The sequence below is a fragment of the Eubacterium ramulus genome, from assembly GCF_003122485.1.
Classification (GTDB): domain Bacteria; phylum Bacillota; class Clostridia; order Lachnospirales; family Lachnospiraceae; genus Eubacterium_I; species Eubacterium_I ramulus_A.
Genome location: NZ_JRFU01000111.1, coordinates 1 through 18290, shown reverse-complemented (window position 1 = coordinate 18290; position 18290 = coordinate 1). Strand labels below are relative to the sequence as shown.

The window sequence follows — 18290 nt, the reverse complement described above, 5'->3', positions numbered from 1 at the left end:
TCTTTATTCAACACAACACCGGTGTATACTTTGCCGTCTCTTGTGTGTACGGTACAGTTTTCACCGTCAGCAGTACTCCACTGATGTCCACCGAGGGTTGTCGGGCGCAGACGACCGTTGCTTTTGATGGAACGGACCATAGCACCAAGGGTATCTACATGTGCTGCAAGAATCAAAGGACTTCCTTCGCCACCGATCGTTACAAGGACGTTACCTTTGCGGGAGCGTTCCGGTGTGTAACCCATGCTTTCCAGTGTAGAAACCAGATACTGAGTGACTTCTTTGGTAAAGCCTGTCGGACTTGGAATAGAAGTCAGCTGCTTTAGCTGATCAGTAATAAAAGTAATAGTTGAATTTTTCATAATCAAACTCCTTAATAGTATATTTTTGATCTGCATGAATCATACATTTATAGCAAAGAGGTTTGCTCTGTTATTCTATAACGAAACAGAAAAAAATTCTAGTACAAAAATAGGGCAGCGCCAGCTGTGGCACGGTTTGGAGTGAATGAAATGTGGTGGCTGGCAGGAGGACATGCACACAGGACGGTAGGACATTTTTCGTTGCAGGAGCGAGCATAGCCTGCCTCCGGGAGTGTGTCTGAGCACGCTGGTTTTGCGTGTGAGTTCGCGGGAGGAGGCAGAGATAAGCGGCGCAGCGGATGCAGAAAAATGTCCGTGTCCGTGTGCATGTCCTCCTCCAGTCCCTATTTCAGGAAGGTAAAATTATACAAAATATCCGAATTTTTCAGTGCTGACTTTTGCATGTTTTTACCTTATTATTAAAAATATTCTGCAAAGTAAAGACAAAAGGAGGAAAAGTGTACGCACCACAAAAACAGGTGTGCGAAAAATAAATACAAAAATTAGCTATTTTAGTTGACCATTATGAAAAAAGCAGGTATAATAATTAATATTGTCGACAATTTACAATAGTAAAGCATTACAGAATTGTACTAGATTGGCGACAGCGTGACGTATGAGAATGAGAGAGGAAAGGTGTAAAAAATGGCAAAGTACACAGCACGAAGAGTCTTAATGGCGATTGTCACGGTGCTGGTAGTTGCATGTGTTACGTTTTTCTTGATGAATGCAATCCCGGGAAATCCGTGGTTATCTGAGAAAACACCGACACAGGCCACTATCGACGCTTTAAATGCTAAATATGGACTTGACCAGCCCAAGATTGTTCAGTTGGGCAAATATCTCGGAAATCTTCTTCACGGAGATTTCGGTACATCAATCAAAATGCAGAAAAACCGTGCAGTATTAGACATTATCAAAGAAATGTTCCCGGTTTCTGCAAAAGTAGGTGTGTTTGCACTTTTATGGGCAGTTGCAGTTGGACTTCCGCTTGGATGTCTGGCAGCTTACAAGAGAGGTACATGGGTAGACAGCTTCCTTAGAGTTGTATGTACTATCGGTATTTCCATGCCTGGATTCGTAGTTGCAACATTATTACTTCACACATTGTGTGGAGGTATTCCGGGATTTAAAGTATTCCCGGCATTATTTGACGGAACACCAAAGAGTTATGTCCTGCCATGTCTGGCATTAGGATTTTACCCGATGTGTTATCTGTCACGACAGACCAGAACAGCGATGCTGGATTCCATCAATCAGGAATATATTAAGACAGCACGTGCAAAAGGTCTGAAAAACGGTAAAATTATTTTCAAACATGCACTGAGAAATGCACTGATTCCGGTTATCACTTATCTGGGACCGCAGATTGCATTTACACTGTGCGGCGGTATGGTTGTTGAACAGGTATTCTCTATCCCGGGACTGGGACGTTATTTCATTCAGGCTATCCAGAACCGAGATTATCCGCTGATCATGGGAACCACAATTTTCCTGGCTTCCTTTATTGTTATCATGAACCTGATCGTTGACCTGTGCTACAAACTGGTAGATCCGCGTATCAATCTGGCGAAGGGAGGAAATTAAGCATGTCTGGAAAGAAAAGATTTCAAAAGCCAGGCTCTCTTCAACCAAATATTGATGATATTTTAGAGTGGAGCAAATTACCGGAGGATGCGTTTGATCCGGCAAGCTCTCAGGAAAAAGCTGATTTTATCAAAGATCGCAAGAGTGTTTCCTACTGGGCAGATGCATGGCGCCGTCTTCGCAGAAACAAAGTTGCAATGGTTGCTCTGGGTATTATCATTGCCTTGGTTATTTTCGGATTTGTGGGACCGAGCGTGGTTCCTTATACTTATAAGCAGCAGGTACGTGGTTCTGAGGCATTACATCCATGGCATTATACTCTGGAAGATCAGGAGAAAATCAATGCCTATATGGAAGAACATAACAATACCGAAAACCTGACACCGGATGAGGCAGTCGAGAAAGCAAAAGCCGAAGCTGAAGCAGAAGGTAAGGAATTAAGTCGTATTGAAGAATCAAAGATTCGTGCGAAAGCAAGTGTTTCCCAACAGAAAGAGAGCGAGGAACATGTAACAGAGGCAGAGGCGGCAAAAGCACTTGGCATCAAACACAAAGCCTTTGGATATTCTACACAGGAACTTCAGAAAAAAGCAGATGGTGAGAAAGTATTCCCACATGTATTTGGTACAGATGATCAGGGACGTGATATCATGGTCCGTGTCATGGTGGGAACAAGAATTTCTATCATCGTTGGTGTATGTGCTGCGATCATCGTTTTGATCATTGGTGCTTTATATGGATCTATTTCAGGTTATTGCGGCGGTGTCGTAGACACTGTTATGCAGCGTATTGTTGAGATCATTTACTCCATCCCGGAGATGCTGATCATCCTGCTGCTTTCCGCAACTTTAAAACCGGCGCTGGAACAGTTCCAGAATTCCGGTGATGGTCCGCTGCAGAATCTGGTAACAATTCTTGGACCAAACCTGATCTCCATGTTTATCGCATTCGGTTTGTTATACTGGGTAACCATGAGCCGAATCATCCGTGGACAGATCCTTCAGTTAAAACAGCAGGAGTACGTTACAGCAGCCCGCGCACTTGGTGCAAAAGGCGGACGTATCATTGGAAAGCATCTGCTTCCGAACTGTATCGGACAGATCATTACAACCACATTCCTGCAGATTCCATCCGCAATCTTCCTGGAATCCTTCCTTTCTTTCATCGGTGTAGGTGTATCTGCTCCGCTGACAAGTTTAGGTTCTATGTGTTCTGAGGCTTTAAGTGGTCTGAGCACATATCCATACAGATTATTTATCCCGGCAGGAATCCTGAGTCTTATGATCTTGGCTCTGAACCTGTTCGGTGACGGACTTCGTGATGCATTAGATCCGAAGCTGAAGAAATAAGGAGAGGAGGAGACAATATGGAACAGGAAAAGAAAAATGATAAACTGTTAGAGGTCAGAGATCTCAAGGTCTCTTTCTTTACTCCGGCAGGAGAAGTTAAAGCAGTAAACGGAATTTCTTACGATGTAAACTATGACGAAGTTATGGGTGTCGTAGGCGAGTCCGGTTCCGGTAAAAGCGTGGAAGCATATTCTATCATTGGATTACTTCAGAATCCGGGTAAAGTAGTGGGCGGTTCCATTACTTTCGAGGGACAGGATATGTTGTCAAAAACAAAAGATGAGATGATCGCTTTCCGTGGAAAAGAAGTAGCAATGATCTTCCAGAACCCGATGACCTGTCTGAATCCGGTATATACCATCGGAAATCAGCTGGTTGAGGCTCTGAAAGCACATGATAAAAATGTCAGCAAAGAGGACGCTGAGAAGCAGGCAATGAAGATGCTGGAAGAAGTAGGTATCAACAACGTGGAAAAACGTATGAAACAGTACCCGCATGAGCTTTCCGGTGGTATGCGTCAGAGGGTTATGATCGCCATGGGACTGATCTGTCATCCGAAGCTTCTGATCGCCGATGAGCCGACAACTGCTCTGGATGTAACCATCCAGGCGCAGATTCTGGAACTGATGAAAAAGCTTCAGAAACAGAATCACATGGGTATTATCTTTATCACACATAACCTTGGTGTTGTAGCAGAAATCTGTGATAAGGTTTCTGTTATGTACGCAGGTAAAATGGTAGAGCAGGGACCGGTTGATGATATTTTCTATAATCCGGGTCATCCTTATACAAAAGGTCTGCTTCGCTCTATGCCGCGTGTAGATGCTGAGAGCTATGAGCGTCTGATCCCGATTGAAGGTTCACCGGTCGATATGTTAAATCCGCCGGAAGGATGTCCGTTCGCACCGCGTTGTGAGCATGCCATGAAGATCTGTCTGCAGCAGATGCCGCCATATGTGGAGATGGGAGAGAACCATCGTGCTGCATGCTGGTTGCGTGTGCAGGACTGTCTGGAAGAAGCAAAAAAAGTTGATACTCAGACAGAGAATATTGAAAAAACGGAGGTAGACAACCATGAGTGAGAAAAATGATGTACTTGTTCAGGTTGATCACCTGAAAAAATATTTCCCGGTAAAGGGATTAAAAGGACCTGGTGTACAGGCCGTAGAAGATATTTCTATCTTCATTAACCGTGGAGAGACACTTGGTCTGGTAGGTGAGTCCGGATGTGGAAAAACTACTTTGGGACGAACCATTCTTCAGTTACACGAGCCGACTTCCGGAACAATTGTTTATGATGGAGAGACAATTTTTGAGAGAGAGGATCCGTGGGTGAGAGATGCAGAGGGTAATCTGCATCCGGTAAAAGTACCAAAGGCAAAACAGGAAAACATGCTTCCATACAGACGGAAAATGCAGATTATTTTCCAGGATCCGTCCGCAAGTCTGGATCCGCGTATGACAGTCGGTGAGATTATCGGAGAGGCACTGGATATTCATAATTTGTGCCCGAACAAAAAGGATCGTACTGATCGTATCAAAGAACTGCTTGGACGGGTAGGGCTGAATACAGAGCATGCAAACCGTTATCCGCATGAGTTCTCCGGTGGACAGCAGCAGCGTGTCGGCATTGCCCGCGCACTGGCAGTAAAACCGGAATTTATCGTTTGCGACGAGCCGATTTCCGCACTGGATGTTTCCATTCAGTCACAGGTTGTAAATATGCTGGAAGATATGCAGGAAGAAATGGGACTGACCTATCTGTTCATCGCGCATGATATTTCCGTTGTACGTCATATTTCACACCGTATCGGCGTAATGTATCTGGGAACTATGGTAGAGCTGGCAGAGAGCTATGAGCTGAACCGCCATCCGTTGCATCCGTATACGCAGACACTGCTTTCCGCAGTACCTGTTCCGGATCCGGAGGTGAGCAGAAGCAGACAGCGTATCGTTCTGGAAGGAGATATTCCTTCTCCGATGAATCCGCCAAGTGGATGCCGTTTCCATACACGTTGTCCATATGCAATGGATAAATGTAAAGAATGTGTACCGAAATTCAAAGAGTATGAAAAAGGTCACTGGGTGGCATGCCACCTTCTGGAGCAGTAGAAAAACTGCTTTTGCCTCCTGTGAGACGGCTCTCATTTTTACAAGTGAGAGATTTTGAGATTGGATAACACAGGGAAACCTGTTTATCAATAAAACTTTTAAAGGAGAGTACTATGAAAAAGAGATTGGTATCAGTTGTATTAGTTGCAGCATTTGCTTTTTCCATGCTTGCAGGCTGTGGAAGCGACAACAGCGCATCTAACGACAACAACAAAACATCTGCAGATGCAGAGCAGACAGCAACTAACGACGGCGATGGATTCAACATTACTGTAAACTTCGCATCCGAGCCGATGACAATGGATCCGGCCCTGAACTCCGCAGTAGATGGTTCTGTTATGGCTAACCATTTATTCGAAGGTCTGATGAAATGGGAGAGCACAGGTGAGGAAGTTGAAGGTTCTGAAGGAACTTGCGACAGTGCAAAACTTACTTACGGCCAGGCTGAGAGCTATGACAAAACAACAAATGATGATGGAACTGTAACATACACATTCCACCTTCGTGATGGCATCAAATGGTCTGACGGAAAAGATGTTACAGCAGGCGACTTTGAGTATTCCTGGAAACGTCTGGTTAGCCCGGATACAGCAGCAGATTACAACTACATGCTTGATTGTGTTGTAAACGCAAATGAGATTATGGCTGGTGAGAAAGATCCTTCTGAGTTAGCTGTAAAAGCAGTGGATGACAAAACATTTGAAGTAACTTTAACAACAGATCTTCCATATTTTGAAGAGCTGTGTGCATTCCCGGCTATGATGCCTGTACGTCAGGACATCATCGAGGCTAATGGTGATCAGTGGACATTTGATCCTTCTACATACATCTCCAATGGTCCATACAAACTGACAGAGTGGACACACAACTCTCAGATCGTAATGGCTAAAAACGAGAACTACTATGATTATGCAAATCTTGGACCGGATACCATCACATTCAAACTGATGGATGATTCCAACGCTATGCTTTCCGGTTTCAAATCCGGCGAGCTTGATTACATCCAGGAGGCTCCGCAGGCAGAACTTCCGAACCTGATCGCTTCCGGCGATATGAAGATCGTAGATTACCTTGGAACATATTATGTATGCTTCCAGACACAGAAAGCTCCTTTCGATAATCCGAAAGTACGTGAGGCATTCACACTTGCTGTTGACCGTAACTACATTGTTGAAAAAGTAACTCAGTCCGGACAGGTTGAAGCTGGTGCTTATGTACCAAGCGGTATCTCTGATGCTGAGGAAGGATCTGACTTCCGTAAAGATGGTGGAGATTACTATGATCCGACAAAAGATGCTTATGAAGCAAACTGCGAGAAAGCCAGACAGCTCCTTGCAGAGGCTGGTTACCCGAACGGTGAAGGATTCCCGGTTGTAGAGTACCTGTACAACACAAACGATGCTCACAAAGCTGTTGCTGAAGCACTTCAGAACATGTGGGAGCAGGAACTTGGCGTAACAGTTACACTGAACAATCAGGAGTGGAATGCATTCCTTCAGACACGTAAAGATGGTGATTTCTCTATCGCACGTAACGGATGGATTTCTGATTACAATGATCCGGTATCTTTCCTTGATATGTGGGTAACAGGTGGTGGAAACAACGACGCTCAGTACGCTAACCCAGATTACGATAACCTGATCAGCCAGGCGAAAGCTGAATCTGATCCTGCTGCACGTATGAAACTGTTACATCAGGCAGAGGACATCTTAGTAGGTCAGGATTACGTAGTTGATCCGCTGTACTTCTATACACAGAAATATATGCTGCGTGATGGAATCGAAGGCATGTACTACACACCACTGGGATACTTCTTCTTCGGATATTGTACACAGTCTAAGTAGTAAATGACATGAAAAGGAATCCTGCTTGCAGGATTCCTTTTTTAAAAGAAAATATATAATTTACTATATAGAATGACTTTATATTTCAGTACAGGATGTATGTAATAAGATTTTAATGAAAAGGATATGAACAAAGAGAGCATGTCTTTTTCAATGAGATTTTATTAACAGACAGTAAAATTACTTTATATATAAATACATAGGAGTAATTGGTTTAGGAGGATTCACTATGCGAGCGTATGAAAGATTATTAAATTATGTAAAAGTCTGGACAACCAGTGACGAGGAAAGTACCACTTCTCCGACCACTGCACGTCAGTTTGATCTGGCAAAACTGCTGGTGGAAGAAATGAAAAACATGGGCATCGAAGATGCTATGATGGACGAATATGGATATGTGTATGGTCATATTCCGGCAACTCCGGGATATGAGAACCGTACAGCAATCGGTTTTATCGCACATATGGATACCGCACCGGATTACAGCGGAGAAAATGTAAAACCGCAGATCATTGAAAATTATGATGGAAAAGATGTGGTTCTTGGAACTTCTGGTAGAACATTGACTGTTTCTGATTTCCCTGCATTACAGCAGATGGCAGGCAGAACTCTGATCACTACAGATGGAACCACTTTACTTGGTGCCGATGACAAAGCTGGTATTGCTGAAATTCTGACTGTTGCTGAAGAATTATTAAAAGGCGATATCCCTCACGGAAAAGTATGTATCAGCTTTACTACCGATGAGGAAGTTGGAAGTGGAGCCTGCCATATGGATCTGGAACGTTTTGGCGCACCGTATGCTTATACGGTAGACGGTGGTGCGGAAGGCGAGATCCAGTTTGAAAACTTTAATGCAGCTTCCGCTGAATTTGCGATCCATGGTGTGAACGTACATCCGGGTGAGGCAAAAGACATTATGGTCAATTCCATGAAAATCGCAATGGAATTACAGAGCATGCTGCCGGAGCAGGAAGCACCGGAACACACCGAAGGCTATGAAGGATTTTTCCATCTGATGGAGCTGAACGGAAGCGTGGAAGAAACCACAATGGGATATCTGATCCGTGAATTTGATGCAGAAAAATATGAATCGCGCAAAGCACTGATGCAGGAAATCACAGCTTCCTTAAATAAAAAATACGGTGAGGGAACTGTCGAGCTGAATCTGAAAGATTCTTATCGCAATATGCGTGAGAAAATTGAGCCATGTATGCAGCTTATTGATTTTGCAGTTCAGGCATGCAAAGATGCGGACGTTACACCAGATATTGCCCCGATCCGCGGAGGCACAGACGGTGCACGTTTAAGTTTTGTGGGACTTCCGTGCCCGAACCTTGGAACCGGCGGTTACGGATTTCATGGTGCCTATGAGCATATCACGGCAGAAGGTATGGATAAAGCTGCTGCAATTATAAAAAATATTGTGCTGCAGTTTGCAAAATAATAGAAAAATACCATATGTAGATGATTTTTCGGTACTATCATGTGCAAAAAACTTTATATTATCGTGTTATCATAGTAAAGTATTAGCAAATGCAAGTGTAAAATAAGCTTCATAGAAACTGTGAGAGAAATACAGATAGAGATTGTAAGAAAGAGTAGGAAATTTTATGGGTGCATTATTGTATCAGACGTTAAGAGAGAGCATTGTGGATGCCATCCGCAGCAAAATTTTTAACCATGAGATCAAATCTGGACAGCGTATCGTGGAATTGGAGCTGGCGAAAGAATTTCATACAAGCCGGGGACCGATCCGTGAGGCACTCCGACAACTGGAAAATGAAGGGATTATTGTGTATACAAGAAACGTAGGTTGTTCCGTGAAAGAACTTTCTTTTCAGGATTCCTATGAGGTATATCTGCTGAGAACCAATTATGAGGTTATCAGTGTGCGATTTCTGCAGGGAAAAATCCCGGAGGACACTATGCAGCGCCTGGAAGAGATTCTGGATCGAATGAAAAATCTGACTGCAGAGGAGTTTGACCAGGTATTTGAATGTGATAATGAATTTCACGAAGAACTGGTCAAAATGTGTGGAATGCCACGGGTTCAGAAAGCCTGGAAAGAACAGTATTACGGAAATCTGTTTGCCGGATATGATCTGGTGCAGGATAAAGAAGCCGTTGCAAAACGCCAGTATGCGTCACATAAGGTCATCTTTGACGCTTGTGTGTCCGGGGATTGCGAGGCAATCTGCAAAGCCATTAAGGATCATTATTGGAGAACCATTGCCGGAATGATGCGCGATCAAAAAGTAGATGCGCCGCAGCTTGAACTTGGCTGGAATGAGGCGTTTTAGAACTCTTTTGTGATAGAACGGTAGACTGTGAATGGAAAATCAGCTTTATTTTTTCTTGTCAGCTAATAATCGCTTTCCAAGAAAAAATAAAGCTGATTTTCCAATATATGTGTAAATAGCGGGCTCAGAGCAAATTTTTTCTGGCGAGCGATTGTTAGCTGACAGAAAAAATTTATCTGAGTCCGCTTTCGTAAACCTATCGTATAGCCACAGCGACATAAAGTAAGGGTTAGCAGAGTCCCTTTTCATAACTTATATTTAAACCACACAATTACCCGAAGCAAAAATCCTACGATTTTGAAAAAACGTCGTTTTTTAGACGAAAGTCGGAAATTGTATGGTTGACTGTTAAAATCTGCTTTCGTATAATGTTTGTTACAGCTTAAACATAACAAAGAAAACAGCTTCCTATTAAATGGAGAAAAACAGGAGAATGCATAGAAGTATGAAAAATGTACTGAAAATTTTTAAAAGAGATCTGAAGCGTCTGCTTCGGAACCGTGCAGCGGTACTTGTAATTGGCGGTGTGTGTCTGCTTCCGTCCCTGTACGCATGGTTCAATATCGATGCCAATATGGATCCTTATGGAAATACGAAAGGCATTAAAGTTGCGGTGGCAAACTGTGATGAAGGAGCCAGCATCGCACAGATGACACTGGATGCCGGTGAGACGATCATTGAGAATCTGAAAGAAAATAAGCAGCTTGGATGGACCTTTGTCGATGAAGATGAAGCGAAAGAAGGCGTAAAATCCGGAGAATATTATGCAGCGATCGTTATTCCGGAGGATTTCAGTGATTCATTGCTCAGTATTTTGTCCGGAGATATTAAAAAACCGGAATTAGACTATTATATTAATGAAAAGAAGAATGCCATTGCACCGAAGATCACAGATACCGGAGCAACGACTTTACAGCAGCAGATCAATGATACTTTTTCTTCTGTTGCATCGGAGGCAATTTCGGAAGTAATCAGTTCTTCCGCAGGAAATCTGACGGTAGATGTGGATCAAACCAATTCGGAACTGTTACAGACGATTCAGGATGTGCGTGAGAACCTGTCCGGTTATCAGGGCGTTTTGACAGATTTTCAGGACACCGTAAAGCAGTCTGACAGTCTGATCAACGATACGGTAAAGACACTGGATCAGGTAAAAGATTCTGTAAAATCTGTCTCTGACACATTGAATACCAGCACCGATCTGTTAAAGGAGAGCCGACTGTCAACCAGCTCCTTTGCTACACAGATTTCAAACAGTTTATCGGATGGAGAAAGTTTTGTAAACGATGCCTATATCAATGCGGCAGTAAAATTTGGAAAATTGGAGACACAGGCAGAACAGATTGCAACCTCTGTGTCTGGAAGTATTGATTCTGTAAACGAATTAAATCAGAAAAACAAACAGATTCTGGATGAACTTTCCAAACTGCATGACAGCATCGGTGGAGATTCTCAGATTTCTGCAACGATTGGAGAGCAAATCACAAAACTGCAGCAGCAGAATCAGGAATTTTCACAGCTTTTGGATTCCTTAAACAGCGGAAATTCAGCAATTGCAGACAGCATAAAAAATGCTCAGACAACACGTACCAGTCTGGAACAGATTGCAGAAAACAGCAAAAATTCCCTGCGTGATTATAAAAACTCTCTGAGTCAGGACACCCTTCCGAACGTAGATGATTCATTGGATGCGGTGGCTTCCGTCAGTGGTAATTTTTCTGCAATTTTATCCGGAATTACACCAACGGTGGATCAGTTAAAGGCAATGCTGCAGCAACTGCAGACCAGTCTGGATGACAGTGTGAATGCTCTGACCAAGACGGGAGAAGCACTGGAAAAAGTCGACGCGCAGCTTGCATCTACAGCAACCGATGTGCAGGCATTACAGAGTTCTGAAGCATATCAGCAGATTTTGTCTCTGGAAGGCATTGATGCAGAAGCTATTTCGGACTTTATGTCCTCACCGGTTTCCATCACCTCAGAAGTACTGTATGATGTGAAAAATTATGGTTCCGGCATGACACCGTTTTACACCAATCTGGCATTGTGGGTTGGTGGTCTGATCCTGGTTTCTATTTTGAAGCAGGAAGTAGACAAAGATGAAGAGGTGTCCGATTTTTCTTCCACCAGCGCATATTTTGGCAGATGGCTGCTGTTTGTCGTACTGGGACTGATCCAGGGATTTATTGTGTGTCTGGGTGACCTGATCTTGTTGAAAGTACAGTGCGTCCATCCGGTCGTATTTGTCTGCACGGGTGTATTTTGCTCTTTTGTGTATGTCAATATCATTTATGCACTGGCACTGACCTTCAAGCATATTGGAAAAGCACTGGGTGTATTTTTCATCATTTTACAGATACCGGGATCTTCCGGAACCTATCCGATTGAGATGATGCCGGGATTTTTCCAGAAACTCAATCCGTTCCTGCCGTTTACTTATTCGATTCGGGCAATGAGAGAATGTATTGCGGGATATTATGACCATACTTATGTGAAAAATCTGACGGTTCTGTGGGTGTTTGTTGCACTGGCACTGTTTATCGGTCTGGTGCTTCGCCCATTGCTGATGAACCTGAACCATTTGTTTGACCGCAGACTGGAAGAAACAGAAATGATGGTAGGCGAGACTGCCACCAGCGAAAAACAGCTTCCGCAGGCACAGCTGATGTTGAAAACATTAATGCAGAATGAGGAGACCAAGAAGAAATTCATTGAAAAATCCGGACAGTTCGAACAGCGTTATCCGAAGATGATCAAGATGGGATTTGCCGGAATTATCATCATTCCGCTGGTATTTTTAATCTTATCATTCAGTCTGCAGGCAAAATTTGTATTTCTGATTTTGTGGATCTTATCATTGATCGCACTGGTGGTATATCTGATCTGTGTGGAGTATGTTCATGACAGGATCGAGCGGCAACTTGAAATGAGCGGCCTGACAGAGAAAGAACTGATGGATATGATAAAGGGGGGGAATGACAAATGAAAAACATCTGGAAAATTTTTCAAAGAGATATGATGCGAATCCGCAAAAATGTCATTGCCCTTGTGGTTATCGTTGGTATCAGCGTGGTTCCGTGTCTGTATGCGTGGTTTAATATTGCGGCAAGCTGGGATCCGTATTCCAATACCGGCAATCTGAAAGTCGCAGTTGCCAGTGTGGATGAGGGATATGAGGGAAGCCTGATTCCACTGGAAATTAATATCGGTGATCAGGTGTTGTCTGCTTTGCGGGAAAATACGCAGATGGAATGGGTATTTACCACAAAAGATAAGGCAACTGCCGGTGTAAAATCCGGAAAATATTACGCAGCGATTGTAATCCCGAAGGATTTCAGTAATAAAATGATGAGCGTTTTTTCTGAAAATGTAGAAAAACCAGAGATTACTTATTATTCCAATGCAAAGGAAAATGCGATCGCACCGAAGGTTACCGATAAAGGAGCCAGTGCGGTGCAGCGTCAGGTAAATCAGGTCTTTATTGAGACAATTTTGGATACTACACTGACTGTATTGCAGGCGGTTTCGAATATGACAGAGGCAAGCGGTGCAGAGACAATCGTAAGTAATCTGAATACAAATCTGAATCGGATCTCCGGAGATTTGAGTGCATCTGCCGGTCTGTTACAGAGTTTTTCTGACATGACAGTATCGGCACAGAATCTGCTGAATTCAACCACTGAGTTTATGCAGAGTGCACAGACACAGTCTCAGGAGAGCAAGCAAACCTTTCAGAAGAGTAAGGATAGCTTTTCAGATATTGACAGTGCACTGGATGCGGCGACTGACAACGTAGAAACGGCTTTAAATGCGACACAGTCTGTATATGATGAGATGAATCAGACAATCACAAAAGCCTTTGAGACCCAGAGTCAGGATACAGAAACGGTTGCATCCACATTAGACACACTGGCAGCAAAAGTACAGAAGATCATTGATTCTTATCAGTCTGTCCGTGATGCGGTGGCATCAATCTCAGACAGCCATTCGGAACTTGCTTCAGCGGTAGATGCGGTGGTATCCCGTATGGATACTTCGATTAAAGCGCAGCAGGAACTGCATGATAAACTGCAAAATACAGCACAGTCTTTGCGTGATACGACGACAGATATTGCGACGGCGAAGAAAGAATTGCAGGATCTTTTTGCAACGAATGGAACACAGATCGCAGATGCAACAAATGAGTATCAGTCGTCCATGGAGACTTCCTTAAATAAGCTGACGGATGCACTTGACAGTTCAAAAACCAAGATTTCCAGCTTGTTGTCCCAGTTGGAAAAAAGCACCGACGGCATTTATTCTCTGACCGATGCGGCGGATTCGGATCTGACACAGATTCAGAGTGTACTGGCAGATTCCGGAAAACTGCTAAACGATGCAGCAGACAAGATTTCCGATACGACGGCGAAATTGGATGAGATGGAGCAGAGTGGAGATTTCTCAGAACTGGAATCTATTATTTCCGGAGATCGTAGTTCCATCAGTTCCTTCCTGGCAGCCCCGGTTTCACTCAAAACACACAAGGTGTATGAGATTGCGAACTATGGTTCCTCCATGGCGCCGTTCTATTCCGTTCTTTCCATCTGGATCGGCGGTATTGTGCTGGTTGCAATGTTGAAAGTCAATGTGTCGGAGAAATGCACGGAAGGTTTGGAAAATGTAAAACTGTATCAGGTTTACTTCGGTCGTTTTATCACATTTTTGATCGTAGGTCTGTTCCAGAGTACACTGATCGCATTGGGAGACCTATTATATCTTGGCATTCAGTGTGAGCATCCATTTTTGTTCCTGCTTGCCTGCTGGTTTTCCAGCATCGTATTTGTCAACATTATCTACACCCTGACAGTATCTCTGGGCGATATCGGAAAAGCGGTCAGCGTTATTTTGCTGGTTGTACAGGTTGCGGGAACCGGTGGTACTTTCCCGATTGAGGTTGCACCGAAATTTTTCCAGGCGGTTTATCCGCTGCTTCCGTTTACCCACAGTATGGCGGCACTCCGTGAGACGGTGGGCGGTATGTATGGAATGAATTATTGGATCGACCTTGGAAAACTTGTAATCTTCTTAGTGATTTCCCTGATCGTCGGTCTGGTTCTTCGAAAACCGATCATCAAGTTGAACGATGCGTTTACGGAAAAATTAGAAGAAACAAAATTGATGTAAGGAATCATCAGGAAAATGTAATTGATATTTATAAAAAGAGGCTCTGTCATGTAAGAAAACGTGGCAGAGCTTTTTTAAATGCACAGGAAACGTTGTATTGCAAATAAACCGTAAAATATCTGTATTTTATTTGAAAAACGATAGGTCGTATGCTATCATCTAAAAATAGAAATTAAAAGAAGCATTAAAAATTAGATTGATACGTGACAATAAGAATGAGAAGGTGTTTGGGAAACATCTTTGGGAATAGAGAGTTGGGAGATAGATTGTAATGCCAGCAAAAAAAGAATCAGGTATCACACGGAAGGCAATCGGTGTACTGACAGTGTTGCTTGTTATATTTATTCTGATCATGATGCGGTTAGTTTCCGGGATTCAGGGAACTGCCCGTGTGGTTAATTATGCGGGACTGGTGCGTGGAGGGACACAGCGCTGGATCAAGATGGAGATCACCGGCAATCCAAGAGATAAAATGATGGAAGCGGTAGAATCGTACATTGATGGTCTGCAAAACGGAAGTGAAGATCTGGGACTGGTACGCTTAAAAGATGCAAAGTATCAGGCAAAGGTGGAAGAACAAAAAGAATATTTTCAGAAGCTGAAAGAGGAAGTACAGCATGTCCGGGAGAGTGGGTATTATAATACCAATATTATTGAGGACAGTGAGACTTTTTTCCAGATCTGTGATGATGCCACCGGACTTGCGGAAGCGTATTCTCAGAGGAAAGCATCACAGCTTGATATTCTGGAAAAAGTGGTAACGGTTGATATTCTGGCATTGATTTTTCTGACTGCACTGGAACTGGTGCGGGCGCTTCGCTATGCCGCCCTGAACCGGGAATTGCAGAAAAAAGTGTATCTGGATGAAGCGACCGGAATCCCAAATAAAAATAAATGTGAAGAACTTTTGAGCGCAGCGGAGCCAGTGACGGAAAAAGTGGCATTGTGTGTGTTTGACTTGAATAATCTCCGTGTCATCAATAACAGTCTGGGACACGAAAAAGGAGATGCCTATATCCGCAATTTTGCACAGCTTTTGTATGAGATCGTTCCCAAGGAATATTTTGTCGGCAGAAATGGCGGCGATGAATTTATTGTGCTGTTTTATGACATGGATCATCTGGAAGTGCAGGAGCAGTTAAAACGAATTGAAGAACATGTGGCAGTTTATTCCGCGACACGTGCGGAAATGCCGATCAGTTACGCCGTTGGTTATGCGCTTTCTACGGATTGGGAAGGAAGCACCATGCGGATGCTGTTTGACCGGGCAGACCGCAATATGTATATTCACAAAAATCATATGAAACTGGAGGAATCCCGTGCAGAAAAGCAGATGGACCGTCAGCTATTGCGGAAACTTCGTTTTCCGGGGCATAAGTTTTCGGAATGTATGTATTGTGATGCGAAGCGTGATATGTACCGTATGATCCGAAAAAGTGAGGATTTTATTTTGGCATCCGAGGGAAATTATTCCGGCGCAGTGGAACAGCTGACACTGGAACTGGCAGAATATAAGGATCAGGATACCATTTTGCAGCAGCTTCGGGTGGAAGCACTGGCAAAAAATCTGACCAGTGAGCGTCCGACCAGAGAATTTCAGATTCAATTCCGGGATAAATCGGAGGCAGTCTATGGTCGAATTTTTGTACTGTTTGTGGATGCAGATGAGACCGGAGCGCTGCATCATTTCCTGCTGGCATTTGAGAAGGTGCATAATGCGGTCAATGACATGGCAGATGCACGGTTTCAGCTGCAGCAGTATTATGAGCAGATGAAACAGTCGGTGCTGGAAGATGAGAATTATGTAGATGCGCTGCTTGGAAATGCAGACATTATTTATTCTGTGAATCTGACAGAAGATGTGTTGGAACAGAACTTTTTTAAACCGGGAGAATCAAACAAACTGGAGGATCTTTCAGACCTTGGTATGGAGCTTCCGTGTTCATATGATGCCTACTGTCAGAAATATTGTGAGCGGCTCAGTCAGGAGACACGGGCAGCTTACCGCATGATCGATACATCTGATAAACTGCTGAAACGTTTTGAAAATGGTGAAAATCAGGTCGTGATCGAATATCGGGAAAAAGGAAGCGATGATAACTATTACTGGATACAAAAGACGGTGTTGATGTCAGAAAATCGTATTTACGATGTGGTAAGTGACAGTGAAGTGGATGCCGTGCATGGAATCGTTCTGTTGCGAAATGTGACAGAACTTCATGCGCAGGAGCAAAAGGAAATGGAAGATCTCCGGGTGGCTTATGAGGAAGCAGAAGCTGCAAATCAGGCAAAGACGGCATTCTTAAGCCGGATGAGTCACGATATCCGCACACCGATCAACGGTGTAATGGGAATGCTGGAGATGATCCGTCATAACCGTGAGGATCAGGCAAAAGTGGATGAATGTCTGGAAAAAATAAATGTGTCCGCAGAACATCTGCTGCTTTTGATCAATGATGTGCTGGATATGAGCAAACTGGAGGCAGGTTATATTGAACTGGAGCATGTACCGTTTGTGTTGGATGATGTGCTTCATGTGGTATCCACGCTGGTAGAGACGCAGATCGAGCAGATGAACATTGTATGCCAGTCTGTGCGTGGACCGATGGAGCATACCCGTCTGCTTGGCAGCCCGATACATTTTCGTCAGATTTTATTGAATCTGTTCAGCAATGCGGTAAAATACAACAAACCGGGTGGAAGAATTGACATTTATTCCGAAGAACTGTCTAACGAAGGAAATGCGGCATGGTTTTTATTTAAAATATCAGATACCGGTGTGGGCATGAGCAAAGAATTTGTGGAGACACAGTTATTTGAGCCATTTACACAGGAAAAAAATGATGCCAGAACACAGTACCGTGGAACCGGACTAGGTATGGCAATCGTAAAGGAACTGATCGAAGAAATGGGCGGTACGATTTCTGCGGAAAGTACGGTAAATGTGGGATCTACATTTACCGTTAAAATTCCGTTTGAAATTGATCAGACCGAAGTACAGGATGAGATGCCAAAACTGGATCTGAGTAAGAAACTGCTTTCCGGAACAAGGATTTTATTGGCAGAAGATAATGAGTTGAATATGGAAATTGCAGAGTTTATGCTGACAGAACAGGGAGCAAAGGTGTGTAAAGCATGGAACGGAAAGGAAGCGCTGGATGATTTTGCTTCTTCTGAGCCGGGAAGCGTTGACCTGATCCTGATGGATATCATGATGCCTGTTATGGATGGACTGGAAGCAGCAAGGAGAATCCGTGAGTTAGACAGAACAGATGCACAGACGGTTCCAATTGTTGCAATGACAGCAAATGCCTTTTTTGATGATATTGAGATGAGCAAAAAGGCAGGAATGAACGAACATCTGTCTAAACCGTTGAAAATGGAGTCTTTGGTAGAGACAATCTATAAATTGAGACATTCGAATACAAAGGAGCAGTAATAAAAAATCTCATCCTGCAGGAAATTGATCCTGTGGGATGAGATTTTTGCGTACAATCGGAATATTCTGAAAAAATCCGTTTGTATTTATCTCAGTCGAGAAGACTCCCACTTCTGCAAGTGGTGAGTAAT

The 18290-nt window shown here is 43.5% G+C and carries 10 protein-coding genes and 1 pseudogene; 10 read left to right on the top strand and 1 reads right to left on the bottom strand.

Annotated elements, in window-relative coordinates; translation table 11 throughout:
• Window positions 1–362: pseudogene (locus tag LG34_RS09845) on the bottom strand (peptidase M42); the annotation flags it as partial.
• 645 nt (window positions 363–1007) lie between these two features.
• On the opposite strand from LG34_RS09845, the gene LG34_RS09840 reads away from it, so the two are divergent.
• From LG34_RS09840 to LG34_RS09795, 10 genes are all read left to right on the top strand, one after another.
• Window positions 1008–1949, top strand: a complete 942-nt coding sequence (locus LG34_RS09840; protein ID WP_109215925.1) for an ABC transporter permease — start codon at window positions 1008–1010, stop codon at window positions 1947–1949.
• Between the two features lie 2 nt (window positions 1950–1951).
• Complete coding sequence (locus tag LG34_RS09835; RefSeq protein WP_109215924.1) at window positions 1952–3298, top strand: ABC transporter permease; 1347 nt, start codon at window positions 1952–1954, stop codon at window positions 3296–3298.
• A gap of 17 nt (window positions 3299–3315) precedes the next feature.
• Window positions 3316–4380 (top strand): ABC transporter ATP-binding protein, encoded by a 1065-nt coding sequence (locus tag LG34_RS09830; protein WP_109215923.1) that lies wholly within the window; start codon window positions 3316–3318, stop codon window positions 4378–4380.
• The gene (locus LG34_RS09825) at window positions 4373–5410 is read left to right on the top strand and encodes an ABC transporter ATP-binding protein (RefSeq protein ID WP_109215922.1); all 1038 of its coding nucleotides are present in this window, start codon (window positions 4373–4375) and stop codon (window positions 5408–5410) included. Before LG34_RS09830 ends, LG34_RS09825 begins: the two co-directional genes overlap by 8 nt.
• A gap of 113 nt (window positions 5411–5523) precedes the next feature.
• Window positions 5524–7254 (top strand): peptide ABC transporter substrate-binding protein, encoded by a 1731-nt coding sequence (locus LG34_RS09820; RefSeq protein WP_109215921.1) that lies wholly within the window; start codon window positions 5524–5526, stop codon window positions 7252–7254.
• A gap of 229 nt (window positions 7255–7483) precedes the next feature.
• On the top strand, window positions 7484–8701 hold the full coding sequence (gene pepT / locus LG34_RS09815) for a peptidase T (RefSeq protein WP_109215920.1): 1218 nt from the start codon (window positions 7484–7486) through the stop codon (window positions 8699–8701).
• A 166-nt stretch (window positions 8702–8867) separates the two neighbouring features.
• Window positions 8868–9557: a GntR family transcriptional regulator gene (locus tag LG34_RS09810; protein WP_109215919.1), complete on the top strand. Its 690-nt coding sequence runs from the start codon at window positions 8868–8870 to the stop codon at window positions 9555–9557.
• A 445-nt stretch (window positions 9558–10002) separates the two neighbouring features.
• Window positions 10003–12543 (top strand): YhgE/Pip domain-containing protein, encoded by a 2541-nt coding sequence (locus LG34_RS09805; RefSeq protein WP_242979861.1) that lies wholly within the window; start codon window positions 10003–10005, stop codon window positions 12541–12543.
• Window positions 12540–14720, top strand: coding sequence for a YhgE/Pip domain-containing protein (locus LG34_RS09800; RefSeq protein WP_109215917.1), 2181 nt, complete (start codon window positions 12540–12542; stop codon window positions 14718–14720). The genes LG34_RS09805 and LG34_RS09800 overlap by 4 nt, the downstream gene beginning before the upstream one ends.
• 271 nt (window positions 14721–14991) lie before the next feature.
• Window positions 14992–18159 carry an ATP-binding protein gene (locus LG34_RS09795; protein WP_109215916.1) on the top strand — a complete coding sequence of 1056 codons (3168 nt, stop codon included), beginning with the start codon at window positions 14992–14994 and terminating at the stop codon, window positions 18157–18159.
• Window positions 18160–18290: the final 131 nt, after the last annotated feature.

What these genes read in the sequence shown, in the direction of transcription:
- LG34_RS09795 (WP_109215916.1), top strand. Translation starts at nt 14,992, where the DNA reads ATGCCAGCAAAAAAAGAATCAGGTATCACACGGAAGGCAATCGGTGTA.
- LG34_RS09820 (WP_109215921.1), top strand. Translation starts at nt 5,524, where the DNA reads ATGAAAAAGAGATTGGTATCAGTTGTATTAGTTGCAGCATTTGCTTTT.
- LG34_RS09805 (WP_242979861.1), top strand. Translation starts at nt 10,003, where the DNA reads ATGAAAAATGTACTGAAAATTTTTAAAAGAGATCTGAAGCGTCTGCTT.
- LG34_RS09810 (WP_109215919.1), top strand. Translation starts at nt 8,868, where the DNA reads ATGGGTGCATTATTGTATCAGACGTTAAGAGAGAGCATTGTGGATGCC.
- LG34_RS09835 (WP_109215924.1), top strand. Translation starts at nt 1,952, where the DNA reads ATGTCTGGAAAGAAAAGATTTCAAAAGCCAGGCTCTCTTCAACCAAAT.
- LG34_RS09840 (WP_109215925.1), top strand. Translation starts at nt 1,008, where the DNA reads ATGGCAAAGTACACAGCACGAAGAGTCTTAATGGCGATTGTCACGGTG.
- LG34_RS09825 (WP_109215922.1), top strand. Translation starts at nt 4,373, where the DNA reads ATGAGTGAGAAAAATGATGTACTTGTTCAGGTTGATCACCTGAAAAAA.
- LG34_RS09800 (WP_109215917.1), top strand. Translation starts at nt 12,540, where the DNA reads ATGAAAAACATCTGGAAAATTTTTCAAAGAGATATGATGCGAATCCGC.
- pepT (WP_109215920.1), top strand. Translation starts at nt 7,484, where the DNA reads ATGCGAGCGTATGAAAGATTATTAAATTATGTAAAAGTCTGGACAACC.
- LG34_RS09830 (WP_109215923.1), top strand. Translation starts at nt 3,316, where the DNA reads ATGGAACAGGAAAAGAAAAATGATAAACTGTTAGAGGTCAGAGATCTC.